Raw genomic sequence first — 25,028 nt, forward strand, 5'->3', positions numbered from 1 at the left:
TGCGACAGGGTGTGGATTGGTAAATGCGTCGCGTTCCTGTAAGCGGGCCCGCTTAAAAGGGGTCTGTTCAAGGAGATAAGCATATGCCCCGCGTCGCATTCAAAACTACTCTGATGGCCTGCTGCGCCGCCGTTTCGGTAATCGCCGTTATTGCGGCGCCCGTTCACGCCCAAACCGCCTCTGTGGCTTTTCGTATCGAGGGGCAGCCGTTGGATCAGGCCCTGATCGAATTCGCACGCGCCGCCGACGTACAGGTGTTGTTCACGCCGGAACTGGTACGCGGTAAGCGCGCGGGGGCCGTATCGGGGACCCTCTCGCCGCGTGAAGCGCTGGCGACGCTACTTAACGGCACAGGGGTCGGCATCCGCAGCGTCAGCGCCGATGGCCGTACCTTCTCACTAGGTGCGACGGATGTGGCCGGCGCGGAGCCTGAAGTGGTCGTCGTCACCGCACTGAAGCGTACGGCAGCCATCGCCAAGGTGCCGGCGGCCGTCGTCGCCATCAACGGCACGGATATCCGCGAACGTGGCATCGTCGGCGCGGACGGTCTGGTCGACGAAATCCCAGGCGTTTCGATCAACTATTCGACCGGCGGCACGGGCTACGGTCTGCTCAGCATCCGCGGCATCGGCGGTGCCGATGACTATAAGCCAAACGGTTCGCCCTCGGTCGCCCTGCACGTCGACGGCATCTATCAGACCTCGAACGCGTACGTCGGCATGCCTCTGTTCGACCTGGAGCGTATCGAGGTTCTGAAAGGCCCGCAGGGCACCCTCTATGGCCGCAATACGACCGCCGGCGTCATCAACGCCATTACGCGCGGTCCATCGGAAGCCTTCGAAGGTTATGCCGACGTACGTGCCGGTAATTTCGATTATACACGCTTTGAGACGGCCTTCGGCGGCAAGGTCAGCGAGAATTTCGGCGTGCGTCTGGCCGTGATGGCCGAAAACGGTGGCGGCTTCATGAACGGCGAGGGTGCGGGCACGCTGGCCGGGTTTCGCCCCACCGTAGGCGGTATTGTGCAGACTCAGGTGCCTGCCGTCACCGATCCGGGCAAGCGCGAAGGTTTCGGCGACAAGGACATGGTCGCGGCGCGCGCCACCTTCTCGTTCGATTTCACGCCCCAGACCAATCTGACAGTCAAGGCCTTCGCCAGCCGCGACCGGGGCGACAGCCGTCAGTACGACCGTCTGGAAAAGGCGCTCGACAATACGCAGTTCAACGCCGGTGAAAACGCCGATCCGTACAGCTTCTATTCGCAGAAATACTTTACCCACGCCTACGACATCCGTGGCCTGTCGGGTACGCTGACGCACCGCGTGAAGGAAAACCTCAACTTCACCGTGGTCGGCGGCGTGCAATCGACCGACCGCACCGACGGCGGCAATGGCGACGGTTCGCCCTATCCCGGCTATGAGTACGCCTTCGACGAAAAGCTGTCGCAGGCGTCGCTGGAAATGCGTTTGAGCGACGACAATGGCGGCAAGTTCGACTGGATCGTCGGTGCCTTCTACCTGACCGATTCGGCGGATTTCGACTCGACCTGGACCAGCTTCACCGTGCGCTCGGTCTACGATAATAACCACAAGCAGCGCCGCAACTCCTTCGCCGTCTTCGGTCAGGCCGACTACAATGTCACCGAGAAGCTGCGCCTGTCGGGCGGTCTGCGTTTCACGCGCGACACCGTCGATTACAAGGGCCAGAATATCGATCATAACCCTTGGGGCATCTCGATTTACAACTCGACCTTCGCCACCGTGTCGGGCTTTAGCTGGGACCGCGATTTCGAAGATGACAACCTGTCGGGCCGTCTGACGGCGCAGTATTTCGTCAACGACAATTTCAACCTCTTCGCCTCGGCGTCGACCGGCTATCGCGGCGGCGGGTTCGATGGCACCTCGATCATGACGCTTGAGGAAACCTATCCGTTCGAGTCGGAAACCGTCACCGCCTATGAGGCCGGTGCGCGCTGGTACAAGGGCCGCTTCCGTGCTTCACTGGATGTGTTCTCCTATAAGTTCAAGAACCTGCAGGCGACGACGCGCCTGGCCAACGACACCAATGGCCGCACCAATGTCGGTAAGGCGGAAACCTCGGGCGTCGATCTGGCGGTCGGCGCGCGCCTGTTCGACGGTCAGACCCAGAAGCTCGATCTCGACCTGTCGGCGGCCTTCCTCGACTCGGAAATCACCGAATATATCTCGCGCCGCGCTGCCGACGTGGCGGCCACGGTCGGCGATCCCCTGCCGGGCGCGCCGGACGTCACCGCCAATCTCAGCCTGAAGCATCAGGTGGCTTTCACCGGCGGCTGGGACCTGACGTCGCGCCTGACCGTCGCCCACCACGGCGAGGAGTCGAACCGCCTGAACGCCCTGCCGAACAATACGGCGGAGCCCTATACCCTGACCAATATCCATGTGGAACTGGCGTCGCCGGCGTCGTGGTCGGTCTATGCCTTCGGCAAGAACGTCACCGATGAGGTCTACTTCCCGGAACTGAACGGGGCCGCCCGTCTGGTCGGGGCCCCGGCGACCTATGGCGTCGGTCTGCGTTACCGCTTCTGATACTCTGTAAGCTTTTGCGTCGGCGTCCTCTTCCATTGCGGGGAGGACGCTTTTTGGTGCCTTAACGAATGAAAAATTCCAGCACGACGACGATCTCCTGCCCCTGCAGACCGGCTTCGGCGGGAACGGGCAGGGGCGAGGCCGCGCGCAGGACCCGCAGGGCCTCGGCATCAAGCGATGGCACCCCGGAACTGCGTACCAGCCGCCGCGACAGCACCTTGCCCTGCGCATCGACGGTGAAGCAGACGACCGCCGCCCCTTGCTGACGGCGGATGCGGGCTTCGGCCGGATAGCGTTTGTGCTGTTCGATGTGCGCCAGAAGACGCGCGCGCCAGTCCGGCGAGGCGGAGACTGCTTTTGGCGCGGGCGGGGCGGGTTTGGACGCGGGTGCTGTCGTGGCCGGAGCCGGGGGCGCGTCTGAGGGCTTTTCGAGCGGCGCGGCCTCTTCGGGTGGCGGCACCCTCAGCGGTTCCACCGATGCGTCGGGCACGCGCTCCAACACCTGACGCGGCGGGGCCTTGCGCGCGGTGGCCTCGGTCTGAACCGGGCCAGGCGGACGCTCGCTTGGCGGCTGCGGTGGAGCCAGACGCACCATCTCTATAGTCAGGGCGTCCGGCTCCGGTGGCGCTTCCGGCGCGCTCTGCGCCCACTGCCATAACCCCGCCAAAGGCAAAGCGTGCAGCGCGGCGCTCAGCAGCAAGATCACCAGGCGTCCCCCAGGGCTTACGGCCTTCATGCTAAAGCGTCTTCAGATAGGCGACCAGGGCGGCCTTTTCCTCGCGCGTTAGCCCCAGCGGCTTGAGCAGCGGCGAAGTCGTCGGGAAGAGCGGATCGTTTTCCTCACCCGCCTTCGGCTTGGGACGCGCCCCGCCTTCGTTATAGAAATTCACCGTGCCTTCCAGCGTCGGAAAAATACCGTTGTGCATATAGGGGCCGGTGCGCGAGACATTGCGCAGGGACGGCGTCTTGAAGGCTCCGACATCGGCCGGGTTTTTTGTCACCTCGTACCGGCCCAGATCTTCCAGCTTGCGGCCATAGAAGCTGAGGCCGATATTGTGAAACTTCTGATCTGAGAACAGGGGGCCGTTGTGACAGTTGGCACAGCCTGCCTTGCCGCGAAACAGGTCCAGTCCGCGCAGTTCCTCATCAGACAGAACCTTTGTCCCGCTGGACAAGGCGCGGTCCCACTTCGAAGAGCGGGGTTTCAGCGTCCGCTGATAGGCGGCGAGCGCCATGGCCACTTCGGCCATGCTGACCTTTCGGACACCAAAGGCTTCTCGAAACGCGCTGCGATAGCCCGCGTCGTGATTGAGACGTTTCTCGATGTCTCCAGGTTTTGCGGACATCTCGCGATGGTCGGCGATCGGCCCTCCGGCCTGCGCTTCAAGACTTGCCGCCCGGCCATCCCAGAACAAAGTCTTCTGCCAGCCGGCGGTTATCAGACTGGGGGCGTTGCGGCGGCCGCGTTGGCGATCATGACCAAAAGAGGTTTTGATGCCATCACCAAAGGCGAGTTCCGAACTATGGCATGAGGCGCACGCGATTTGCTTCGATCCCGACAGGACCGGATCGTTGAACAGCTTAAGCCCCAGCGCAACCTTTTCCGGCGTCGACGGATTGGGCGCGGGTGAGGTGACAGGGGGGAGCGCGCCGAATTCTTCGAACTCGGCCCCTTCATGCAGCAACGGGCGCGGCCAGGTTTCCGGTGCGCCCTGATAGGCTTTGCGTAAAACGTCGATGCCGGGACTGTCGAAACCGGTCCCGGCAAACACCATCAGTACGCCTGCGATCAGCAGGTGTTTAGGTTTCATCATCAATACTTATACTTGATCCCAACCCAGAAAGATCGCCCGAAGCGGTAGGGTTGCGAGGTGGAGGTGGTGCCGGTGATCTTCGGCAGAGTGTCGAGCAGGTTGGTGCCCTTGACCTCAAGGGTCACCACATTGCGCCCGCGACGGACCAGTTCCGCATCAAACCCGCCATTGAAGGCGATGGTGTCGCCGTAATGGACGATGTCATAGACGTCATAGGAGGCGCCGCCGACCGTGATATTGGTACCTGTGTCTTCAAGCTGATCGAAGGCGTCGCGCCAGCGGGCATTGAGGTTGGTGCGCAGGCGGCTTCCCAGCCAGCGGGCGCTCCAGTCGAGATTGGCAAGGCCGGGGGCCGCGAAATCCAGTCGCTGATTTTCCGCCAGCACATCCATCAGGGTGCGTACCTGCCCCTGATAGTAGACCAGATCACCGTCCACCTCCTCGGTGTCGCTGACCGCCATATAGGCGTTCGTGGCGTCGATATTGGTCTTGGTCTCACCCCAGTTGCCGCTGAAGGTGACGGTGTGGCGTCCGAAGCTCTTGCCCCATTCCAGCGACACACCGCGATAGGTCGATTCCCCGCCATTGGTCGGCAGATAGACATTATAGGTGCCCGTCGTGCCGTCAGCCTTGGTATAGGGACGCGTTTCAGTCGTCGTCGAACGGGTCAGTTGATCTTCATAGTCGCGCGAGATGAGTTTCAGGCGACCCTGACCACCCCACAGCGACCGGCTGAAAGCCAGGGTCAGTTCGTCGGAATAGGGGGTCTTCAGGGCGATACCGTCATAGATGGTGCCATTTGAGACGCTGTAGAGATACCAGTCACCGGCCTTGTAGGTGCTCCCGACCTTCGACACGGTGCGGCGATAGGTAAAGGTGCGTGCGGTCGCGCCCTGAATGGCGTAACCGAGGAAGCTCTGATGGTAATAACGGTTGGCCCCGAAGGTCGCCGTTACCCAAGGGAAGTCGTAGCTGACCGAGAAGCGCGGAGCGAAATTATCGTTATCAAGCACGCTTTCGCTGTCGTAACGCAGGCCAGCCCGCAGATTCAGATCACCAAAGCGACGGCTGTACTCAGCCCATGCCGCCCGCGTGCGGACATCGACCGTGATGTCATAGGCGGGATAGAGTAGTTTGGTAGTCAAAACCCCCTTGCCCGTCATACAGGCGGGGTCACCTTCGCTGCAGACAACCAGAGCCCCAACGCTGGTGCCCGTGGCGGTGTTATAGGAGGCATTGTCCTCGAACCGCTGCTTGTGCGCGGCGACGTAACCGAAATCGAAACCGCCGTCGAAGGATCCGCCCCACAGGGGTTGCGACCACTGGCCTTTCAGATTGGTGTCCTTCTGCGTCTGGGCGATATCGCCGAAACCGCCGAAGACGCAGTTGGTTGATGAGCAGTAGCCCGACCCAAGGACCGTGACCGGCCACGTAAACAGATTGCCAGGCGATGAGCGGCTGGAATTTGACGCGGCATGGGTGGCGGTCAGCTTCCAGTTGGCCGAACCGGCGCGGCCTTTCAGTTCAATGCGCCCGCTCTTACCGCCGCCCTGCGTGACGATCAGGTCGTTCAGCATATTCTCGCGCGAATATTCCTGCGTATAGGGGGTGTAGCTGTACTGTGTGGTCAGGGTCATGCCTTTAGGCAGGTCGGCCTCGGCCTTGAGCAACAGGTTGCGGCTTTCGCTTTTCAGGCCAAAGGGCGCATTGCCGTAATTGGCGTTCTTGTAATAGGTCAGCTCGGCCTCCTGACGGCTGGCCCCCACCATAAGACGCAGATAGTCGCTGACGGGCAGATCGACGCTCATCCCGGTGCGGCACTTGGTGTAGTCGGGCTCATTCGGGACATTGCTGCCCAGAGCGTCGCGCGTTTGCGGATCGATCTTGAAGCTGACCAGAGCATCGCTGGTGCAGCTACGGTAAATAGCCGCGCCATAATCCTTGCGCGGCGCGCGTGTGTCGATTTCCACCACGCCGCCGGTAAAGCCGCCGTAGCGCGCTGAGACGTTGGAGTCGCGCACCGTTACCGCGTCGACCAGACTGGAATCGACCCAGAGGGTTTCGGCACTGGCCCCGGAGGTTTTATCGTAGTGGGCCGGATTGCTGCTGTCGCTCGACATAACGTCGAGACGGCTGTTAGCCGCAACACCATCGAGAATGAATGAATTCTCATAGGGCTGGCTGCCGGCAATCGAGACTTCCGACGGACGCAGGTCCTGAATTTCGTCGCTTGTCGCGCGGCCCTCATTGGTGCTGAAATAGACATGAGGCAGGATTTTCAGCGTCTGATTAACGTCGCCATTGCCGGTCTGGCGCGCTTCGATCGACTCACGCGACAGGATGCTGGTGCCGCTGTCGATAGGATCGCCCATCTCGTAGGCCAGCGGTGCACCGGCCTTCGTGCCATCGCCCGTCACGCCGTCACCCTGTACGCGGATCGTGCCGAGGTTCGTATCGCCGCTCTCCGCCTGTATCAGGTTGAGGCGGACCGCATTGCCGGTAAGCTTATAGCTCAGACCCGTCCCCGCCAGCAGCTTCGCCAGGGCCTGACGCGGCGTGTAATTGCCTTTGAGCGCCCCCGAACGGCGACCGTTGACAAGGTTATTGTCGTAAAAAAGCTGAAGTCCCGCCGATTGCGCGAACTGCAAAAGGGCCTGATTGAGATCCTGCGCCGGCAGATTATAGGCCTGCACCGTTTCCGTCGCGGTTGATGTCTGACCCAGTGCCGGTGCGACCATCGCGCCGCTTGCGATCAGCGCCCACACACACGCGCCAGTGGTCAGTTGTCGTAAACTTGCTTTTTTCATTGTTTCCCGATTTGGTTTGTGAGAATAATTCTCAGACGCATGCTTCGGGTAGTAAGACGTCGCGTGTCGGAAATACGGTAAAAATAAGTGCCACCTTTTCTAAAAAATTTATAATGAATTGAAAATAAAGAGACTTATCAGGTGCGATGGATTGTCTTTTGTCTGGTGAGCCTGGGGCTTGTCGGTTCGGCAGCGGCTGAAATTACCTTTCGTCCCGAAGCCGGGGGGCAGGCCCGCGCGCGGGAATTGATGGAGCGCATTCCGCCTGAGAAGCGGGCGCAAATGCCATGGCTGAAAGATCCGGGGCAGGGGAAACGACTCCGCGACGGCGAAGTCCGCGAGGTGCCCTTCTCGTTTCCCACCCTGTCGGAAAGGCTGGCTCAGTTCGATGCCGTAGACCCGTTGCACGCGCAGTTGTTCGACAATACGGTCCATTCGATCCACTCGCCGTCACGCGCCCTGATCGAGACCAAAACGCCCTGCCGGTGGAAAAAAATCCAAAGCCGTCGGCCCCGATGCCAACGGCACCGGACGGGCCTATACGGTGACGACGATCTATGACTGCAGGGCGGCCGATCTCGTGACTGTCGAAGGCGACTACAGGAACATGAAGGGTAGGGCATCATCTACAATGACGCGCTCTACAACGATCCGGTCGGCAATCGTTTCCTGACGCATCAACAGAGATTGCGTCATGACGGTCAGGTACAGACGAGGCTTCTTTGACTGAACGCCAGATATAAAATTACCTACGCGCTCTATCATCCGGACACGACGGATTTCGACATACCGGCCCTGCGGGCCGTGCTCGTCGCCACCGCCCGGCAGCAATATGCGGAGATGGAAGCGCAAGCCGCGCAGGCTACGGATAAATGACCGTTCCAGCGGGTGTGTCGAGGCTTCGCAGCTTAAGCCCCGTCGTGATCGAGGACAGGGCATTTTGCGGATCGCGGGTGTCGAACACGCCGCTGACCCGCCGTTCGGCCAGACCGGTACCGGCGATATAGAGGCGATCCCTGCGGTAACGGTTGAGTTGCGCCACCACGTCTTTCAGCGGCGCACGGTCGAAGACCATGCGGCCGTCGCGCCAGGTTGCCGCCTGCAGTGAAGGTGCGGTTTGCACCGCCTGCCAGCCCTCACGGCCATAGATGACCGATTGCCCCTCGGCGAGAACGGCCTGTCCGTGATCGTGGCTAACCCGGACCAGGTGTTCGGTGACGGTGACGCGCACCCCCGTATCAAGGTATTCAACAGCAAATTCTGTTCCCAGTGCCTGAGACTCTCCTCCGCGTGCTACCACGACAAAGGGGCGGGTTTCAGTTCCCTGCCGGGGGGCTGCAATCACATAGGCGGCTCCTTTGCGCAGGGCGATCCGACGTGTGCCGGTGTTAAAGGCCAGATCAACAGCGCTATTGCCATCAAGTGTCAGCTGACTGCCATCCGCCAGCCGAAAAGTGCGAACCTCACCCGGACCGGTACGCAAATCGGCGGCAGTGACAGACCCATAAATGGCCATGCCGCTGATGCCAAGAAGCAGGCAAGCGGCGGCGGCCAGCGGTTGGCGCATGGCCGACAGGACTGGCCCCAAAACCTGCGCGCCGGGGAGGTGACGCCCCATTAGCGCCTCACGTCCTGGCCTTAGTGCCTCCGCCTGCCGCCAGGCCTCACGCGCTCTGGACAAGGCCGCGGCGTGGGCTGGGTCCGCCGACAGCCAGACTGCAAACTGCGCCTCGGTCTGAGGATCGAGCGGCCCTTCCTCCAGCTTTACCAGCCATTCGGCGGCCTCGCGCGCCGAATCGAGTTTGATGTGCCTGTTCCAGTGAGGAGTGGGGGCGGTCACGCAGCGGCCTCATGATGAATGTAATCAGATAGCATTATAAGATGTGCATCCACGTCAGACGATATATGTCTCAGCGCCGACGGTGATCGGTTTCAAGGTGCTGCATCATGTGCGCGGTGGCCATGGCAAGGTGCTTTTGCACCGTGCTTTCGGAGATATTCAAAGCGGTCGCCGTTTCCCCATAGCTGAGACCATCCAGTCGGGTGAGGACGAATACCTGTCGCGTGCGCTGAGGTAACCGCATTAAGGCCGCGAGCATGTACTTCGACTGCTCAGAGGCACTGACGAGATCCTCGGGTGAGGGGGCTCTGTCAGGGACGCAGTCCATCGCTATAGACTCCGGTTGTCCGACAGACAACCGCCCACTACGGCGTAAGTGGTCTATCAAAAGGTTGCGCGCGATTCGGTAAAGGTATGGACGCTTCTGTTTGACAGCGGAGATCGCAGTCCCCATCACGGCCAAACGTGCGAAGGTTTCCTGAGTCAGGTCTTCAGCCAGGGCCGCATTACGCGTATTTCTGAGAAAGTAGGCGTCTATCTCACCATGGTAAGACCTAAACAAATGATTGAATACGTCATCACTCAAGGCGCTCAGTCTCGACCCAAAAACAATCCGACGCACGATCCGTTATCAAAAATGCGAATGATATGCAATCGCGAAGCCTCCATGAGCCGCACGTTAATTTTGAAGTAGGGGCCCTATCGCTCTCTTATCATGTCTTACATGACTCTCTTGCCGCACCGGAATGCGCCTCACCCATCAAAAGCGATATCCTGTCATTAGCCCGAAATAGTTCCCATCCTTGCCGCCCGATGCCTTGAAGGCGTCACCGGCGATAAAGCGGGTTTCATAGAGCTTGATTTGCAGGTTTTTGTTGACCTGCCATGTGGCTTCAAGGTTTAGGTCGGTTCCGATGAATCGATCTTCGCCATAAGGGGCAAAGCTGGCACCCGAAGAGCCTATGTAAACCCCATCCGCGGCGTTTTGGCGCCACAAAAAGTCTGGACCAAGGGTCAGCGTCAGGGCTTTCATAGGCTTTAGGGTAAGCGATGGATAGGCATCGATCAGGTTGGACAGGTTGAAGAAGCCCGCCTCGCTGATCAGGGGCAAGCGGGGGGCGGGAGCCACAAAGGTTCCCGACTGATTGTCACCGGATTTGTCATCGCCGCTGAAAGCATTCAGTCTCAAACCCAGCCGTGGTTCGTATTTCGTATCTGGCCAGCGGTATCCGGCTTCAAACATCACCGCATAGGCCTCGACAGATTTGGTGATAAAAGTGCCGGATTGCCTCACCATTTCCACATCAACGTCCCACTGTGACGATTTCTGCCACACGCGCGCCCCCAGACTTTTTCGCTCGTCCGGGCCAGTACCCTCGAAAAGCGTGCCGCGTGCACGGTTCACGTCGTATCCGTAGAGGTCCAGGTTCAATCCGTATGCGGCTTTGGGCAGGCTTATATAGCCCCCGCGAAAGTGCGTGTTGCGATTAACAGCGTCATCAAATGTACCTTTTTGTATGTCCACGGGGTAAACGTCAAACAGCGTGACAGAGGCCTGCCCCGTGAGGCTGTAGGTCAGTTGGGCACCCTGATAGGTGTAACGCATATTCAGCCCTTCGCGCACACCCACAAGCTTTCCATTACCAAGGGGCATTTCAAAGCGTCCTGGACGCAAGGTCAGGCGCTGCGACCCTGACAGGGGGAGGGTTACATCCACAAAAGCCTGATAAATGTCCAGTTTATCCTGATTGGGCACCGTCGCCGCGGTTTCACCGGTTTCCCGATTATCCCCAAGCTCGACATAAGCCCTGAGGTACGGGTTCGCGTGCAGATCGGCGGATAGCCTAAGGCGGGTCTGGGTGGGGGTGTTCGCGTCTGCATTTCGCAAGCCCAGCAATGAATGTGTCCAGTCAGTGTAATAAACGCGCGCCTCGCCCCCCAAAGTCAGATAGGCTCCGCTCTGACCAAGTCTTATGTGTTTGACGCGTTGGGTGAAGGGGGCGTTGTCTTCTGGTTCTGCGGTCCAGTCTTCCGCCCACCGATGCGTTTGAAAGGCTTTTGGAGCGCCGGCTCGGCCGCCTGGAACCGGTTCTGCGGGCGCAGCGAGCCGGGCGGGAGAAGTGTTGACGGCGATGGCTGTGTCCGGGAGCGTTTGCGCCTGGGCGGCAAAAGTGCAGAGGCTCAAACCGGCTACAGAGGCCGTTGTAAAGAGGTAGGTTTTCATCACGGCCTCCAATCAGGCGACGCTGTGTTCACGGTAACGGACGCGGGTTAGCGCAAGGGCGCCGACAGCCGTTCCGGAGGCCAGGGCGATCGCAACGGCGGGTAAAAGCCATCCGTGTGTAAATAGCAGACCCGCCAGAACCGGCCCCAGGGCGGCACCTGCCCGGCCTATGCCTATGACGAAACCAGTTCCGCCGGCGCGCAAAGACGCAGGAAAGGATTGCGCGATGACGGCATAAAGCCCGGCGGTTGCCCCATTGGTAAAAAAGCCGCCGATGCAAGCCACGACAGACAGTGCCGCCAATGTGTGGAAGCCCTGACCGAAGATGGCCACCGTAACAGCCCCCATCAACATGGCCCCGACAACCAGTTTACGTACGCCAACCTTTTGTGTGAGCAGGCTCATTGTGAAGGCACCCGTGGCGCCACCGACGTTTGCCCAGACAAGTACGCTGCCGGCCAAAGAAGGCGCAAACCCAAAGTCCGCGACAATCTTCGGGATCCATTTTACGAGAAAATAGAAGGTCATCATGTGCCCGAAGTAGGCGAGAGTCAGAAGGACGGTCACAATAGCCATATTGGGTTTGAACAGCGCCACGAGGCTCGCCTTTGACGTCTGGGCCTCGCGCGGCGGCAATGCGTCCAGAACCGCCCGCCCCTGGCGTTTCAGGCTCTTGTTTATCTTCTCGAGCGCACCCTTTGGCCGTTTATGCAAAAGGAAGGCGATAGTTTCCGGGACGAGCCAGAAGACGACAGGAATGAAGGCAAGGGTAATAGCGGCGCCGATCTCGAAAACTGTCTGCCAGCGCCCCGTTATTCCCATGAGCCAGGACGCCAGCATGCCGCCGAGGATGGCTCCGATCGGATATCCCCCCGTCATGATGGCTACGGACAAATTGCGGCGTCGGGCATTTGAGCATTCCGCCACCACAGCGTTCGTTGCGGCCAGCATCCCGCCGATACCCAGACCGGTAAACAGACGAAACGCCGACAAGCTCACGACGTCCTGAGCAATGGATGCAAGCCCCATCCCAAGACCCATGATCACAAGGCAGGTCAATATCGTCGGACGTCGGCCAAGGCGATCGGCGAGGGTGCCCAGCGACAAGGCTCCGATCCCCATGCCAAACAGTTCCATAGACAGCACCAGGCCTAACGCCGCGCGATCAATACCCCAGTCTTTTGCGATACCAGGGGCGGCGAAGCTGATTGAGAGGACGTCAAACCCGTCAAGGGCGTTCAGTGCTGTGGCGATACCAATCGCCAAAATCTGGCGAAAATGCATAGGTTCACGCGCAATGATTGAGCGGGGATCTTCCATAAGCGTCTCCGTTACCTCTTCGAAACATCGAGAGGTTTATTTATTGAATAGGGATGAGGGGCTTGCGACTACAGCTTCGGGGCGACCGAGTAGGTGACCTGCTGATTGCGCGTCTTCTGGAACGTTTCGAGGCTTTCACCGCGCATGGCGGCGTAGATGTGGAGGTTTGAGATGCCGCAGACCGCGCCCAGTTTCTCAAGTAGGAAGAAGATTACCCCGTAATGTATGAGGCCTCGCCAATCCCGACGCCGCAGAAGATCGCGCTCATCAGCAGAGAGGCCCGCCTCCTCAAAACAGGCTTCCTCATCCTGACGAAACCGGGTGCGAAACTCAGGCACAATCAACTGATGCAGGAACTTATTGAGGCGATACCCCGTTGCGCTGCGCTCAAGCGTGTAAGGATAGGTGCCTTCTAGGGCTTCCGCGCCCGCGAGTTGATGGGCCATATGGCCCCTGTGCGCGCTTTGGGCTTCAGGGCTTGCGCTTTCAGTGTGTGCGGGTTCGAAGACCGCTGTCGCAATGCCTGTCATCGAGGGGAGGTAGTAGCTTTTGTGCAAGCAGCGTATCTGGTCGGGCAACGCACCGCGCATGATCAGCCACATGATGACCTCGGCGCCCTCCAGGCCGCCAAGCGTCGCATACTGCGCGTGCGTCATGGACGCGAGTTGCTCAGGATCTTCTTCGATCAACTCCATAAAACGCGCATCCCATTCAGGGTTGTTAAACCCCGCCCGTTCGCCGTGAACCTGATGCGACAGGCCGCCCGTGGCCACAATGGCCACATCAAGGTCTTCCGGATAGCTTTCGATTGCCTTGCGCAGGGCCTGCCCCAGCTTGAAGCAACGGCGCGCGGTGGGCAGGGGGAACTGCAAAACGCCTACCTGCAGGGGGACAATCTGAACCGGCCAATCGGCCTGGGCGTCCGGCATCAGTACTGAAAGGGGCGAAAAGCACCCGTGGTCAAGCGGCTTGTCGCGGAAAAAGGCCATATCGAATTCATCAGCCATGAGGCTTTGACCTATATGGCGCGCGAGCCCAGCGTGCCCTTTGACTGCGGGCAGGTCCCTCGATCCGCCACCTTCATCAGCCACCCAATACTGGTCATCAACACCCAGACAGAAGGCGGAGTAGTGGTCGAAAAAAAAGGACGTGATGTGGTCGTTGTAGATAAAAAACAGCACATCAGGTTTACGCTTGACCAACCAGTCCTGAACAGGGGTGTAGGCATCAAAGATCGGCTTCCAGGCCGGATCAGCCTGCTTATTGGTGTCGCGGGCGAAGCCAATCGTCGGCGTATGCGAGCTGGCGATCGCGCCAATTATCTGAGCCATGAGGACTAACTTTCACGTGGTCTTTGGCAACGCCACTCGGTGACTGGCGTGAGCCTGATGTATCCCTGATAGCCTGCGATGCATTGCCCGCTGGCTTGTAAGTTACCTTAGTGCTGACGTGAAACGGTGCAAAACGCAAAACGGATTTGTGCACAGGCTATAGAGTTATGTTATAGACTGTTCATGTCTGATCCTAGCACGTTCAATCTTAGACATCTGGAAGCGGCGGCTGAGGTAGCACGCCTGGGGGCAATAAGTCGTGCATCGGCGGCTGTAAATCTATCGCAACCCACGCTGACGCAAGGCATAGCGAAGCTTGAATTGCAAATAGGTCATCGTCTGTTTAATCGGGAAAGTGGGGGGTGCACGCCGACCTCGGCCGGTCAGCTATTCATACCTCGTGTCAACAGAGCCCTAACTCGCATTGAAGAATGCTGTAGCCACATCCGAAAAGTGGGCCGGCTTTCGCCAATTTCGTTTCCGCAGCGACATATTTCATCGACCCAGCTTCGGGCGTTCCTGTTTGTCGAACGCTTCGGCAGTTTCAGTGAGGCGGCGCGGCAGCTTTCGCTGTCCCAGCCGGCCATCCATCGGGCCACGCGTGAACTTGAACTGGTCCTGGGCGTTTCGCTGCTTGTGAGGGTGGGGCAATACCTTCGTCCCACGGCATCCGGCGAGCGTCTCGGGAGGGATGTGCGCCTCGCGCTGGCGGAACTGCGGGCGGGACTTGATGATATTGCGTCGTTAAGTTCCGTCCATTCCGGGCGACTCACCATCGGTACCCTGCCTCTGGCCAGGGCCGCCTTGCTGCCGCAAGCCCTGTCTCGCTTTTATGCTGTGGCTCCCGGGGCGGAGATTGTTGTTCTGGAGGGACCCTATCTTGAGCACCTCTCCGCCCTTCAGGGCGGTGAGGTTGATGTGATCATCGGCGCGCTTAGGAGCACTGAAGCCCTGTCCGATATCCGACAGGTTTCACTGTTTGAGGATGATCTCTATATCGTCGGGCGTAAAGGGCATCCCCTCGACGGTCAGCCTGTCGTCGATAATGCCTTGTCGTCTTACCCCTGGGTAATCGGCGCACCCGGTGCCCCCATGCGCCTTTATTGGGAGCGCTTGTTTCAGAACACCCCAAGGCCGACGCAGACGGTCCAGTGCAGTTCCGTACTGACAACCCGAGGCCTCCTTCTTGCCGGTGACTGGCTGGCCCTGATGTCCGCCGACCAGTTTCGAATTGAACAGGCGGCGGGGCTATTGCAAGCCTTGAGCGGTCGTCTGCCGGGTTCCCGACGAGACATTGGTATCACTATGCGGCGCGACTGGTTGCCGAGCTCTTTGCAGGCCGCGTTTCTCGAAACCCTGAAAGAGGTTGCCACCGAACGACGCTCAGGCAGCGCGGACCAGAGCCGCCTTGAAGGCGTTATATAGTTGAGTGGGGCGGAAGTGTTTTCGCTCAGCCATCCCTATCGTGCGTTCGGTTCCATCTAGGGGCGCGCCGATGACCACAAGAGAGCCGGCCTCAAGTTCGAAAGACACCTGCCGTGGGGACAGGGGCGTGACGATATCTGTCAGGCTCAAAAGGCCCCGAAGCGCTGCCAAAGACCCACATTCCACGGTTTCTCTGGGCGCGCTCAGATTATGACGCGCGAAAAAAGCGTCGAACATCTGTCGGGCGGGCGTATCCGGCCGGGGCAGAGCCCATGTCAGTGTCCGCAAGAGTTCAGGTGTGACGGTCCTGCGGCCCGCCAACGGGTGGCCAGATCGGGCGATTATCGATAAGGGGTCGGAGAATAAGGGGTACTGAACGATATCGGTGGTGTCTTTTTCTGGTCTTAAGGCGCCGATGACCATGTCAACCTCTCCATCAATGAGGCCGTGCCTCAATTCCGCATAGGAACCATCGGTTACCTTGATGCGTGCAGAAGGATAGGCGGAAATAATATCCGCGATGGCAGTGGGCGCCCAGATGGCGCGAGCAAGAGGCAGGACGCCAATTCGCAACTGGCCGTCAAATACCCCCTTTTTTTCCATCATGGCTTCGCGTGCGAGTTCAAGTCCACGAAGGGTGAGCGCCGAGGCCCGCGATACCGCTTCTCCGACGGGTGTCAGGGCGACACCGTAGGGTGTGCGTCGCCATAAGCTGAGCCCGCTCAGTGTCTCCATCTCTCGCGCCGCGCGATGAACCGCGGCTGCTGCCATATTCAGGCTTTGAGCCGCGAGGTTAAAGCGGCCGGTTCGAGACAAGGCAATGACGGTTCGGAGATGGAGTTCGTTTACCTGGCGTGGCCAGACCGGGCTAAGCTGTGTCCCTTTCGCACACTGTCCGGCCGTCTCGGTGAGAATCTCAAACGCCTCGGCGCTGCGGGCGCAGAAAACCTCTCCTTCGGGGGTAGGGCGCATGCCTTTTGAGGATCGCTCAAAGAGCGGCGTGTCTAGTTCCGCTTCCAGACGGCCAATCGCTTCGGTAACGCTGGGCTGCGACAGATGCAACCGTTCCGCGGCACCCGCGGCGCTTCCGGTTTGACGGATAGCCAGTGCAACTCTGATACGTCGAAACTTGATCATAATGAGGCAAGAGTAACAAAAACCTATAGCCAGCGCCACCCTTCCGATTTCCGCTTTTGCATGCCCCGCGGTATCCACGTCTTAAAAGATTGTGAGGAAGACATGCCTGTTGTTGTTACTGATATAAAGCGCCCGGATCCTTCCGCCGTTGCCACACTGGCGCGGCACGGCGTCGCTACGGTGCATGAAGCGCAGGGCCGTAAAGGCCTCATGGCGGCCTATATCCGGCCGATCTATCCCGTTACTATTGCCGGTCCGGCCGTAACAGTGGAGTTGGCGCCCGGTGATAACTGGATGATCCACGTCGCCGTGGAACAGTGCCAGCCGGGTGATGTCCTGGTCGTGACCCCGACTTCACCGAGTGAAGATGGCTATTTCGGCGACCTTCTGGCCACCTCGCTCAAAGCGCGCGGTGTGCGTGGTCTGATTATCAATGCCGGCGTGCGCGACACCGCAACTCTTGAGGAGATCGGATTTCCTGTCTGGTCAAAGGCTATCTTCGCGCGCGGTTGCGTTCGGGCCACATTAGGCAATGTCAATATACCGGTCGTCTGCGCCGACGCCTATGTGCGCCCGGGCGACGTCATCGTGGCTGACCGGGACGGCGTTTGTGTGGTGCCTCAGGAAAAGGCAGTTGAAGTCGCTGCCAAAGCCGATGCCCGCGCCGCTTCCGAAGAAGCGCGCCGGAAACGCTTCGAGAACGGCGAGCTGGGTCTCGACATCTATGACATGCGTCAGAAGTTGACGGAAATGGGTCTGATCTACGTGTCTCAGGTGGATTATCTGAAATGAGCCAGCGTGCCATCCCGGCCAGCCTGATGCGCAGTGGTACGTCAAAAGGACTCTATGTCCTCAAGACGGATTTGCCCGTCGATGAGGCGACGCGCAATGCTGTCCTGCTGGCCGCCATGGGGTCGCCTGATCCGCGTCAGATCGATGGCGTGGGCGGCGCGCACCCTTTGACCAGTAAAATAGCCGTGGTGTCGAGATCGGATCGTCCCGACGCCGATATCGACTACCTGTTTCTGCAAATATTTCCGGACAGGGCGATTGTTGCGGACCAGCAGAACTGTGGAAACATCCTTGCCGGTATCGGCCCTTTTGCCATCGAAAGCGGGCTGATTCCGGCGACCGGAGATATGACGACGGTCCGTATCTTCATGGTCAATACGGCCTCCATCGCCGAGGCGACGGTCCAGACACCCGGTGGGGGCGTCACCTATACAGGTGAGGCGCGCATAGACGGCGTGCCGGGGACGCACGCGCCAGTCATGCTCAACTTCCTCGACGTGGCGGGGTCTTCCTGCGGGCGGCTTTTGCCGAGTGGAAACCCAGTGGATGAGATCGACGGTGTAAAGGTCACCCTTATCGACAACGGCATGCCGGTCGTGGTCATGCAGGCTTCGGATTTCGGCCTGAGCGGGGCGGAAAGCCCTGAAGAGATCGAAGCCAATGCTGAGGTCCGTGCCCGCGTCGAAGCCATCCGCCTCAAGGCTGGCCCTTTGATGAACCTCGGTGATGTGACCAGCAAGTCGGTGCCGAAAATGACGTTGATTTCTCCGGCGCGGGAGGGCGGCGACGTCTCGACCCGCACCTTTATTCCGCATCGCGTGCACGACGCGATTGGCGTTCTGGGCGCGGTCAGCGTGGCCACGGCGCTGGCGCTCAAAGGGTCAGTGGCAGGTGGAGACGGCATATCCGGTGCGAAGACCTTCGATATCGAGCATCCGACCGGCTTTTTCAGTGTCGAGATGGAGATGACGGGCCAAGGGGCGGACCTGAAGGTCACCCGTTCAGCCCTGCTGCGGACCGCGCGCCTCCTGATGCGCGGCGAGGTGCTGGTACCGGAAAGCCTATGGCCGGAGGACGCGGCATGAGTGTGAAAACCATCCTCTTCCTGGGGTTTGGTGAGGTGGGGCAGGCCCTCGCGGCCGCATTGCAGGTACGCGCCGATCTCACCTTGAAAACCTTCGATCTGAACCTCGCCGACGCAAGCTCTGCGGTCGCACGGGCCGCGGCACGACTGGAAATCGTCCGGTGCCGTACGGCTATTGAGGCGGCGCACGGAGCTGACTTGATTATTTCAGCGGTGACAGCGGCTCAGACCATTTCAGCCGCTCAAAGTCTTACCGGCGGCCTCAAGCGCGGGGCCATCTATCTCGACCTCAACTCGGCGGCTCCTGGGACTAAGTTCGAGGCAGCTCTGGCCATAGAAGGCACAGGCGGACGGTTTATTGAGGCCTCCGTGATGTCGCCGATCTACCCTCAGACCATCGCTGCTCCCATCCTGCTCAGTGGCCGTCATGCCCGTGATGTCCTGCCGGTCCTACAGGGGCTGGGCTTTACGGGCGCGAAATTCTGTTCAGATAGCTGGGGTCGCGCTTCCGCCACCAAGCTGTGCCGCAGCGTGATGATTAAGGGGCTTGAGGCGCTGATCACGGAGTCCTTGCTGGCGGCGCGTTTTCACGGGGTTGAGAACGAGGTTCTGGCCTCGCTCAATAATCTGTTCCCGCATCCTGATTGGCACGGTTATGCCCGTTACATGATTTCGCGCACGCTGGAACACGGTACGCGCCGTGCCGAAGAAATGTTCGAGGCGGTAAAGACCGTGGAGCAAGCCGGGCTTTCCGCCCTGATGGCCACGGCCACGGCGCACCGTCAGGCGGAGATGCCCGCTTTTGCCTCAGCCCTGCGTGAGGCCGATCTCATCAGAATGCTCGACGCCATAAGGGCGCAACTCACTCAGGAGGAGGCGGCTCAATGAGCCTTGAAACCCCGCTCATCATCGATTGCCACGGCCATTACACGACCGCGCCCGCACCTTTGCAGGTTTTCCGAGACGGGCAATTGGCGAAGATCCGCGATCCTCTGAAGCCCGATCCCGACGGCCCGGTCATCAGCGACGACGAAATCCGCGAAAGCATCGAAAAGAACCAGTTGCGCCTGCTGAAGGAACGCGGCGCAGACATGACGATCTTTTCCCCGCGTGCCTCGGTGATGGCGCACCATATCGGCGATAAGGGCGTGTCGCAGCGCTGGACGGTTGAATGCAACAACCTGATCAAGCGGGTGGTCGATCTTTATCCGGACTACTTCATCGGGGTCTGTCAGTTACCGCAGTCGCCGGGAGTGTCACTGGAAGGTTCGATCCGGGAGTTAGAACGCTGTGTCGCCATGGGCTTTGTCGGCTGCAATCTCAATCCAGACCCGTCTGGCGGGCATTTTTCTGCGCCGCCACTTTACGACAGATACTGGTATCCGTTTTTCGAAAAGATGGTCGAACTGGATGTCCCGGCCATGATCCACGTGTCGGGGTCATGCAATCCCGCCTTCCATGCCACGGGTGCCTATTACATCAATGCCGACACCACGGCGTTTATGCAACTCATCGAAGGCGACCTGTTCAGGGATTTTCCAACCTTACGCCTGATCATCCCTCATGGCGGCGGAGCGGTACCCTATCACTGGGGTCGTTATCGCGGATTGGCCGATATGCTGAAAAAGCCCGAGCTGCGCGAACATGTGATGAAGAATGTTTACTTTGACACCTGCGTTTACCATCAGCCGGGTATTGACCTGCTGTTCGAGGTTATTGACACAAAAAACATTCTGTTTGGGTCGGAAATGGTCGGTGCTGTGCGCGGTATCGATCCTCAGACCGGCTTTTATTTCGATGACACAAAGCGCTACGTCGACGCCTTGGCGATTTCGCCAGAGGACAAATACAATGTGTTCGAAGGCAATGCCCGCCGTGTCTACCCGCGTCTTGACGCAGCCCTGAAATCCAGAGGCCTGTAAGGCCAAACGAAGCTTTCCTGAGAGGAACACAAAATGATTGACCGTCGTCGTTTGATGCAGGCTACGCTTGCTGCAGGTATCTTTAGTGGCACGGCTTTACGTGCGGCATGCGCTGAGACTTCCCGTCTGGTGTTTAACGCCGACGACTTCACCGAGCTTAAAAAGACGATCACTACAGCCAAAGGCGAGAGGGTCGTAACGTATCGCTTTTATAAAGCCATTCCCTATGTCTCTGAGCCTATCGATGTTGCCTATCAGAGCCTAAATATCAGCGTTCCGGTCAGCATCGATGGCAAACGCGTGGATAGTTCGGGCTCACCCATTTTGTTCTCAAACTCCGTGGGCGGCTATATGCCCTCATCCGTCGCCGACGCTACCGGTATTGGCGGCGCGCCCATGCGCGGCCTGCCGCCAATGGGAATGCAAGCCCCACCCCAAGGCGTTGCTCCGACCGGGATAGGCGGTGAGGTTCAAAGTGGCGGGAACGCGATGATCGCCGGAGGCAAGCGCGTTTCGAATGCCGAGTTGGCGCTGGCCGCCGGGCTGACTGTTGTGGAACCTGGTGCTCGTGGGCGAACCCTCACCGATGCGGCTGGAACCTATTACGGGGTGGCCCCTGCGGCGATCGTGGATCTTAAGGCCGCCGTAAAATACGTGCGTTTTAACAAAGGCCGTATTCCAGGCGATACAGATCGGATTGTCTCTTCCGGTACAAGCGCCGGCGGTGCCTTGTCCGCCTTGCTTGGGGCGTCAGGCGACAGCCCATTGTTTGCGCCCTATCTGGAGGCCATAGGTGCAGCGGACGCCAGCGATGCGATCTTTGCTGTCGGTTCGTGGTGTCCGATCGCTGATCTTGAACACGCCGATATGGCGTATGAGTGGAACTGGGGGGCGAACCCACTCAGCACCGGCAACACAGTGGATCAGAACCTGTCGGCTCAGTTGAAAAACGGTTTTGCGGCCTACCAGTCTTCCCTGAAACTCAAGGGCCTTGGTGGCTTTGGGCCTCTAACCTCAGCCAACTATTCAGACTATCTGCTCAAAACGTATCTTCAGCCTGCCGCCACACAATATCTGGCGAAGCTATCGTCAGAGGATCGGGCCGCGTATCTCACCAGAAATCCACATATTCGCTGGAAGGCCAATCAGGCGCGCTTTGGCTGGACCGATTTCCTATCGCATGTCGGGGCGCGCAAAAAAGGGCTACCCGCCTTCGACGCGTTTGACCTGTCTTCGGGTGAGAACAACCTGTTTGGTCGCGATAAGACAAAGGCCAGACATTTCACGTCGTTCAGTCAAATACATAACACCGGGAAAACCGCGATTGACGCCGATATTCCGGCCTTGCTTGATCTGATGAACCCCATGTTTTTTATCGGAAAATCCGACGTCTCTACGGCCAAGCATTGGTGGATACGCGTCGGGACCAAGGACTCTGACACGTCACTCTCCATCGTTGGAAATCTGGCAGCGGCCCTTTCGGCAAATAAGCGGAAAGTCAATTCGGCGATGTACTGGGATGGCGGACATGGCGCGAATGAAGACGCGGATGCGTTCGTCAAATGGGTGTCTCGTCTCAACAAAGATACCCGCATGCGCGGCTAAACGTCTTGAGCGATTGACGATGAACGACCGCCATACGGGTAGGCCTGTCTGAGAGGCAACCAGCCACTAGGGCAATGTTGCGGCATTTGTGTCGGCTCAGATGTTTGCTCCCAAATATTAGGGATTTTGAACCGACTGATCAGATGATAGCGTCCGCTCATCCGAGGTCTCGCACAAGGGGCCGGCTTGTGCAGCGGAGGCGTATGTCAAGGCTGATAAGGCACGCAATTATCGCCCTCTTTTGCCTATGGCCGCCCGTTGCGCTGGCTCAGGCCGCTTTTTTTGAGTCCTACACACAGGATCAGGGACTAAATGACGGCGAGGTCAGTGCCCTTGCGCAGGACGGGGACGGCTTTATCTGGATCGGTGCCGACAGTGGCCTGATCCGCTATGATGGCGTCAGGTTTCAGCACTGGTTTAATCCTGGCTATATTCTGGATATGCAGACCGCGCCGGAGGGCTGTGTATTCTTCAGGACAAGAGCGCGCCTCATCTACCGTATGTGCAGGGGGCAGGCGAGAGCGGTAACCGGGCCTGACGGAACTTCTCTTTATGCCTCAAGCATTGCTCTTGACGCAGCGGGCAGGCTGATCGCTGTCAGAGACGGGCGTATCTGGATTCGGGAAAAAAGTGGCTGGCGGGCGTTGGCGGCGGCCTGGCACGGTTCGCAAAAAGTGCGCCGGGTTTTCGCGCTGAATACCGGCGATGAGTTGGGCGTGATTACTGGCGAAGGGGCTTATCTGATCACCAGAACCGGCGGGCAAAGAGTGATACAGGCGCGGCATCTGACTGCCATCATCCGCCGTGATGCCCATAGTCTGTTTGTGGCGGGGGTTTCCGCGGACAAAGGAAGCGACGATCTCTGGCTCATTGAAAAGGGCAGGGTGCGCAACCTCAAACGTCCGGAAGGGCGCTTTCTGTCCTGGGTGATGCGTAATGGCACCTTGTGGCTGTCTTCGGATACCTATCTTTTGTCCGTAAGCGCTGAAAATCGCACGCGGCTGATGCAGCAAAGCGAAGGCATAAACAGTGGCGGTCCTCTTCTGGTGGATCGGGAAAACAGTCTCTGGCTGGGAACATTCACACGCCTTTTGCGCTTTCCGGAACCGGAGACCGCCAACTGGCAGGAGCCTCAGGGACTGAAGGTCAACCATGTCTATCGCCTTTTCGCCGGCCCGAAGGATGTTTGGGTGACGTCCTGGAAGTATGGTGCCAACCGGTTTTCGCGCATAGAGGGAGGCCTTCGCGCCGAGACTTTGCCGGGGGCAAAAGGCGTCGTGTGCAGCGATGGCCGTCTGGTCTGGCATGTGAGCGAAAGCGGACAACGGGGAGGCCCTTACAGTCAGCCGGTACCGGATGCTGAAATCTGGGGTTGCTACACCGATGAGAGTGGCGCGCAGTGGCTGGCGGCCAGCGAAGGCCTGTTTGTCCGTGAAGGTAATGGCGGTTATCGCCTTGCGCTCTACGGATTTGGCAAGAGGGTGGGGTTTGTGGCTCTGTGGCCTTCGCATGAGAGCGGCTTCTGGCTGTCGGATGGCTTTACCACCTGCCTGTGGCGGCCGCAGATGCGGATTTATGAGCGGTGTTTTCGGCCGCGCGATTATGAGCGGGTCTTTGACGGCGCTGAACTGCCTGACGGGCGGCTTTGGGTGATCAAGGAATCGGATCGGCCGGAAAAGGCTCCGTCGGGCGTCTCCGAAGTGGTGAACGGTCAGTGGCGCGATCTGGTCGGCAGCACCGAGACCCCCGGACAGGGGCTGCTGCACATACGCCCAAGCCCTCGGGGCGGATACTGGATTTCCGGCAAGGGGACGCTGCTGCGTATCGCCCCCTGTCGGAATTGCCGGGAAGGATGGCAGACTCTGGAAGCCCCGGCCACCGCGCAGGGACTGGCCGGCAACAGCGCCAAGGATGTGATCGAAACCGCAACCGGCGATTTATGGATTGCGGGCAATAACGGCGTTTGGCGCATACCGGCAGCGGCGCGGTCCGCCCAACCGGTGGTTAAGGGTGTGCGCATCCTTCAGGTGAACGTCGATGGGCGTGCCGTGAGCCACGGACAGTTTCTGATGAAGCCTCAGAACGCGTTGATGGAGATTGTCTTCACGGCCCTGTCTTACAAACAAGCCAATCTTGTTACCTATCGGTATCGGTCCGGGCCGGACCAGCGCTGGACTGATCTGGGACACCAGACGCGACTTCAATGGACGCGCCCCAGACCGGGAGACTACCGGTTACAGATTTCCGCGTCCCAGGACGGCGCTCAGTGGACCCCACCAGCGGAGGTGCAGGTAAAGGTGGTGCCGCCGTGGTTCCAGAGCCTGCCGGCACTGATCTGTTATGCCGGCATCTGCGTGGGGCTTCTGTGGGGGGCCTACTATTTACGTGTGCGGCATCTGTTGGCGCTTGAACGACAACGCACCCGCATTGCTATGGATCTTCACGACGAGTTGGGGGCCTCCCTGAGCAGCATCGCCATGCTGGCCACGGCGGCGCGCTATGGCCGCGAGACGGGCGATGCCGACAGCCTTACCTCCCAGATAGCCAGTCTGGCGCACCGCAGCGGGCTGAGCCTGCGCAATCTGGGGCAAACCCTTGCAGTGCAGGCGGCGGACGCCGACCGCTTCGCATGGGAGGTCGCCTCTCAGGCCCGCAGTCTGATGCCGACACCAACGCCGCGAGTGCATCTCGACCTCGTCACTGATGCGAAGGGCGTCTATTTCCATGCCCATCTGCGACGTCAGCTTCTCCTGATCCTTATGGAGGCCCTCACCAATATCAAAAAGCATGCTCTGGCCTCTGAAGTGATCATTCGTCTAAGGCCAGAAGCTGAGGGGGGAAGCCTCTGGGAACTGTGTGTCGAGGACAATGGAAAGGGTATGGGGGAGGAAGGACTCGGTTCGGGCATGATGCACATGCGGCAGCGGGCCGAGGCTGTGGGGGCCCGGCTTAATGTAGACAGCCGCTCTCTGGGCGGAACGCGTATCCGTCTGCTTTTTTTGCCCTCAAAGTTTAAATCAGTATCTGACCGCCCGGACGCCATTGCGGAGGTATCAAAGTTTGGCATTCGACCTGTATTAGCGCTTGTGGGTTTTCTGAAGAAGGGGGCGAATATGATCCTTGGGCGCGCTACCCGCAGAGGGACGAAGGAGGGGTAGAG

Annotated in this window: 19 protein-coding genes; 9 read left to right on the forward strand and 10 right to left on the reverse strand. The window is 59.4% G+C overall.

The window, feature by feature from the left end; translation table 11 throughout:
• Positions 1–83 precede the first annotated feature (83 nt).
• Positions 84–2,567 carry a TonB-dependent receptor gene (locus tag AACH73_RS12050; RefSeq protein ID WP_338736061.1) on the forward strand — a complete coding sequence of 828 codons (2,484 nt, stop codon included), beginning with the start codon at positions 84–86 and terminating at the stop codon, positions 2,565–2,567.
• Positions 2,568–2,628: 61 nt separating this feature from the next.
• On the opposite strand, the gene AACH73_RS12055 is transcribed toward AACH73_RS12050, so the two are convergent.
• From AACH73_RS12055 to AACH73_RS12065, 3 genes are read right to left on the reverse strand one after another with little or no spacing between them, the layout of a single operon-like run.
• Entirely contained in the window at positions 2,629–3,273 is a 645-nt protein-coding gene (locus AACH73_RS12055) for a TonB family protein (RefSeq protein WP_338736062.1), read from the reverse strand.
• Between the two features lie 31 nt (positions 3,274–3,304).
• Entirely contained in the window at positions 3,305–4,381 is a 1,077-nt protein-coding gene (locus tag AACH73_RS12060) for a cytochrome c peroxidase (protein ID WP_338736063.1), read from the reverse strand.
• The gene (locus AACH73_RS12065; protein ID WP_338736064.1) at positions 4,381–7,188 is read right to left on the reverse strand and encodes a TonB-dependent receptor; all 2,808 of its coding nucleotides are present in this window, start codon (positions 7,186–7,188) and stop codon (positions 4,381–4,383) included. Before AACH73_RS12065 ends, AACH73_RS12060 begins: the two co-directional genes overlap by 1 nt.
• Before the next feature lie 141 nt (positions 7,189–7,329).
• Here AACH73_RS12065 and AACH73_RS12070 point away from each other — a divergent pair, with 141 nt between their 5' ends.
• A complete protein-coding gene (locus AACH73_RS12070) occupies positions 7,330–7,749 on the forward strand; it encodes a hypothetical protein (protein WP_338736065.1) in 420 nt (139 codons plus the stop codon).
• A gap of 36 nt (positions 7,750–7,785) precedes the next feature.
• On the opposite strand, the gene AACH73_RS12075 is transcribed toward AACH73_RS12070, so the two are convergent.
• From AACH73_RS12075 to AACH73_RS12100, 6 genes are all read right to left on the reverse strand, one after another.
• Complete coding sequence (locus tag AACH73_RS12075) at positions 7,786–8,040, reverse strand: hypothetical protein (protein WP_338736066.1); 255 nt, start codon at positions 8,038–8,040, stop codon at positions 7,786–7,788.
• Between the two features lie 10 nt (positions 8,041–8,050).
• Positions 8,051–9,028 carry a FecR domain-containing protein gene (locus AACH73_RS12080; RefSeq protein WP_338736067.1) on the reverse strand — a complete coding sequence of 326 codons (978 nt, stop codon included), beginning with the start codon at positions 9,026–9,028 and terminating at the stop codon, positions 8,051–8,053.
• A gap of 70 nt (positions 9,029–9,098) precedes the next feature.
• Positions 9,099–9,650 (reverse strand): RNA polymerase sigma factor, encoded by a 552-nt coding sequence (locus tag AACH73_RS12085; protein WP_338736068.1) that lies wholly within the window; start codon positions 9,648–9,650, stop codon positions 9,099–9,101.
• Positions 9,651–9,788: 138 nt separating this feature from the next.
• On the reverse strand, positions 9,789–11,252 hold the full coding sequence (locus tag AACH73_RS12090; protein ID WP_338736069.1) for an alginate export family protein: 1,464 nt from the start codon (positions 11,250–11,252) through the stop codon (positions 9,789–9,791).
• 12 nt (positions 11,253–11,264) lie between these two features.
• Positions 11,265–12,572, reverse strand: a complete 1,308-nt coding sequence (locus AACH73_RS12095) for an MFS transporter (RefSeq protein WP_338736070.1) — start codon at positions 12,570–12,572, stop codon at positions 11,265–11,267.
• 68 nt (positions 12,573–12,640) lie between these two features.
• A complete protein-coding gene (locus AACH73_RS12100; RefSeq protein ID WP_338736071.1) occupies positions 12,641–13,903 on the reverse strand; it encodes a gallate dioxygenase in 1,263 nt (420 codons plus the stop codon).
• Positions 13,904–14,086: 183 nt separating this feature from the next.
• Here AACH73_RS12100 and AACH73_RS12105 point away from each other — a divergent pair, with 183 nt between their 5' ends.
• Positions 14,087–15,328, forward strand: coding sequence for a LysR family transcriptional regulator (locus AACH73_RS12105; protein WP_338736072.1), 1,242 nt, complete (start codon positions 14,087–14,089; stop codon positions 15,326–15,328).
• Here AACH73_RS12105 and AACH73_RS12110 read toward each other — a convergent pair.
• Positions 15,287–16,504, reverse strand: coding sequence for a LysR family transcriptional regulator (locus AACH73_RS12110; RefSeq protein ID WP_338736073.1), 1,218 nt, complete (start codon positions 16,502–16,504; stop codon positions 15,287–15,289). The genes AACH73_RS12105 and AACH73_RS12110 overlap by 42 nt on opposite strands.
• A 63-nt stretch (positions 16,505–16,567) precedes the next feature.
• On the opposite strand from AACH73_RS12110, the gene AACH73_RS12115 reads away from it, so the two are divergent.
• The 6 genes from AACH73_RS12115 to AACH73_RS12140 all read left to right on the forward strand — a co-directional run bounded on the left by AACH73_RS12115 (position 16,568) and on the right by AACH73_RS12140 (position 25,026).
• Positions 16,568–17,257, forward strand: a complete 690-nt coding sequence (locus tag AACH73_RS12115) for a 4-carboxy-4-hydroxy-2-oxoadipate aldolase/oxaloacetate decarboxylase (protein ID WP_338736074.1) — start codon at positions 16,568–16,570, stop codon at positions 17,255–17,257.
• Positions 17,254–18,342 carry a 4-oxalomesaconate tautomerase gene (locus tag AACH73_RS12120; protein ID WP_338736075.1) on the forward strand — a complete coding sequence of 363 codons (1,089 nt, stop codon included), beginning with the start codon at positions 17,254–17,256 and terminating at the stop codon, positions 18,340–18,342. Before AACH73_RS12115 ends, AACH73_RS12120 begins: the two co-directional genes overlap by 4 nt.
• Positions 18,339–19,229: a DUF1932 domain-containing protein gene (locus tag AACH73_RS12125; protein WP_338736076.1), complete on the forward strand. Its 891-nt coding sequence runs from the start codon at positions 18,339–18,341 to the stop codon at positions 19,227–19,229. The genes AACH73_RS12120 and AACH73_RS12125 overlap by 4 nt, the downstream gene beginning before the upstream one ends.
• Positions 19,226–20,263 (forward strand): amidohydrolase family protein, encoded by a 1,038-nt coding sequence (locus AACH73_RS12130; RefSeq protein ID WP_338736077.1) that lies wholly within the window; start codon positions 19,226–19,228, stop codon positions 20,261–20,263. Before AACH73_RS12125 ends, AACH73_RS12130 begins: the two co-directional genes overlap by 4 nt.
• Positions 20,264–20,296: 33 nt before the next feature.
• Positions 20,297–21,868, forward strand: a complete 1,572-nt coding sequence (locus tag AACH73_RS12135) for a subtype B tannase (RefSeq protein WP_338736079.1) — start codon at positions 20,297–20,299, stop codon at positions 21,866–21,868.
• Positions 21,869–22,071: 203 nt separating this feature from the next.
• Complete coding sequence (locus AACH73_RS12140) at positions 22,072–25,026, forward strand: two-component regulator propeller domain-containing protein (RefSeq protein ID WP_338736080.1); 2,955 nt, start codon at positions 22,072–22,074, stop codon at positions 25,024–25,026.
• The last annotated feature ends 2 nt before the right edge of the window (positions 25,027–25,028 follow it).

The sequence above is a fragment of the Asticcacaulis sp. DW145 genome (assembly GCF_037101385.1).
Lineage (GTDB): Bacteria > Pseudomonadota > Alphaproteobacteria > Caulobacterales > Caulobacteraceae > Asticcacaulis > Asticcacaulis currens.

What these genes read in the sequence shown, in the direction of transcription:
- AACH73_RS12050 (WP_338736061.1), top strand. Translation starts at nt 84, where the DNA reads ATGCCCCGCGTCGCATTCAAAACTACTCTGATGGCCTGCTGCGCCGCC.
- AACH73_RS12060 (WP_338736063.1), bottom strand. Translation starts at nt 4,381, where the DNA reads ATGATGAAACCTAAACACCTGCTGATCGCAGGCGTACTGATGGTGTTT.
- AACH73_RS12065 (WP_338736064.1), bottom strand. Translation starts at nt 7,188, where the DNA reads ATGAAAAAAGCAAGTTTACGACAACTGACCACTGGCGCGTGTGTGTGG.
- AACH73_RS12090 (WP_338736069.1), bottom strand. Translation starts at nt 11,252, where the DNA reads ATGAAAACCTACCTCTTTACAACGGCCTCTGTAGCCGGTTTGAGCCTC.
- AACH73_RS12095 (WP_338736070.1), bottom strand. Translation starts at nt 12,572, where the DNA reads ATGGAAGATCCCCGCTCAATCATTGCGCGTGAACCTATGCATTTTCGC.
- AACH73_RS12100 (WP_338736071.1), bottom strand. Translation starts at nt 13,903, where the DNA reads ATGGCTCAGATAATTGGCGCGATCGCCAGCTCGCATACGCCGACGATT.
- AACH73_RS12105 (WP_338736072.1), top strand. Translation starts at nt 14,087, where the DNA reads ATGTCTGATCCTAGCACGTTCAATCTTAGACATCTGGAAGCGGCGGCT.
- AACH73_RS12115 (WP_338736074.1), top strand. Translation starts at nt 16,568, where the DNA reads ATGCCTGTTGTTGTTACTGATATAAAGCGCCCGGATCCTTCCGCCGTT.
- AACH73_RS12120 (WP_338736075.1), top strand. Translation starts at nt 17,254, where the DNA reads ATGAGCCAGCGTGCCATCCCGGCCAGCCTGATGCGCAGTGGTACGTCA.
- AACH73_RS12125 (WP_338736076.1), top strand. Translation starts at nt 18,339, where the DNA reads ATGAGTGTGAAAACCATCCTCTTCCTGGGGTTTGGTGAGGTGGGGCAG.
- AACH73_RS12130 (WP_338736077.1), top strand. Translation starts at nt 19,226, where the DNA reads ATGAGCCTTGAAACCCCGCTCATCATCGATTGCCACGGCCATTACACG.
- AACH73_RS12135 (WP_338736079.1), top strand. Translation starts at nt 20,297, where the DNA reads ATGATTGACCGTCGTCGTTTGATGCAGGCTACGCTTGCTGCAGGTATC.
- AACH73_RS12140 (WP_338736080.1), top strand. Translation starts at nt 22,072, where the DNA reads ATGTCAAGGCTGATAAGGCACGCAATTATCGCCCTCTTTTGCCTATGG.